1 protein-coding gene and 1 pseudogene are annotated in these 1,089 nt (G+C 55.6%); both read left to right on the top strand.

The genetic code is table 11. The features are described from left to right. Positions 1-466: pseudogene (locus tag ABZX22_RS45275) on the top strand (hypothetical protein); the annotation flags it as partial. A gap of 242 nt (positions 467-708) precedes the next feature. Continuing rightward, positions 709-1,035, top strand: coding sequence for a hypothetical protein (locus ABZX22_RS45270; protein ID WP_175918294.1), 327 nt, complete (start codon positions 709-711; stop codon positions 1,033-1,035). The last annotated feature ends 54 nt before the right edge of the window (positions 1,036-1,089 follow it).

The raw sequence follows: 1,089 nt of genomic DNA, 5'->3' as shown, positions 1-1,089 counted from the left end.
GTTCAATCTGGCGCAGCAAGGTCAAGCACCCGCGTCGCTAGCCAACACCTCCGACAATGGAGTCCCACGTCGGGCGATTCTGATATCCGTGGCGCTTCTCTTCGTTGGCGTGGCGCTCAACTATTTGGCCCCGACCGAAGTGTTCACGTGGCTGAGCGCGATTTCCGCGTTCAGTTCGGTCTGGACATGGGGCGTCATTCTGCTTGCACAGATCGGATTCCGAAAGTCCGTGTCGCGAAGCGAGGTGAACCGGATGACGTTGCGGGTACCCTTCTTCCCGTACACGTCCTATCTCGCAGGACTATTCCTGGTCGCGGTGCTGATCGTCATGGCATTTCACTCCGACACCAAGATTGCGCTCATCGTCGGTCCTGCGTGGATTGCCTTGCTCGTCATGCTGTACTACGCGCGAGGCTATAGTCGCGCATCCACCGATGGTCGCGCCAAAGAGGTAGCTTCCCGATAACGGAAGCCATGAATCGCTCAGCCACACCACGCAGGAGAATGTGTCGGCTGAGCGAATAAGAAATATGGTCGGTTGAATCGCTTATTCCAATGGTATCGAATACTCGGGGAGCCGATCTCAGCAGAGTAGCTCGTCTCTCAACACATGCGCTAATCGATCTCTCGCTTCGTAACCATCTTTGCTTCCACGCTCTACGTACTGAGCAAGGCTCAGCATTTCATTTGGGCACAATTGTTCGGACGATGTTCGCGTCGTTCTACCTCTTCGACGCCGGATTCGGCAAAGGCGAATTGTCCATTTTTAGCACTGCCGACGTGATGCTCGGTGAACTCGCCTTACGCGCTCGCGCCAACACTGGATGGAGCATGAAGTCGGACTTGGTTCCGGTTACGGCCAGATTGCTCGAACTCTTTGACAACCAGCTGCAGACTGCACCGCTTGACGAACTCGTTGCAGCACATCAAAGAGCCGAGGGAAATTTCAGTGCGCCTCCGCGTGAACGCTTGTCAATTGCCGCGCTCATACAACGCTCAAAGAGAAGCAGCCCGAACGCTTCGGCTCGATGGTGAATGCTCCTTCGAAGCCCACACGCACGTAGCTTCGCGATGGCAAATTCCACGATC

Source organism: Nonomuraea sp. NPDC003804 (assembly GCF_040610675.1).
Lineage (GTDB): Bacteria > Actinomycetota > Actinomycetes > Streptosporangiales > Streptosporangiaceae > Nonomuraea.
This window is presented reverse-complemented; position numbering and strand designations above follow the sequence as displayed.

Bases quoted from the DNA above. Each gene is read 5' to 3' on its own strand.
- ABZX22_RS45270 (WP_175918294.1), top strand. From the start codon at position 709: ATGTTCGCGTCGTTCTACCTCTTCGACGCCGGATTCGGCAAAGGCGAA.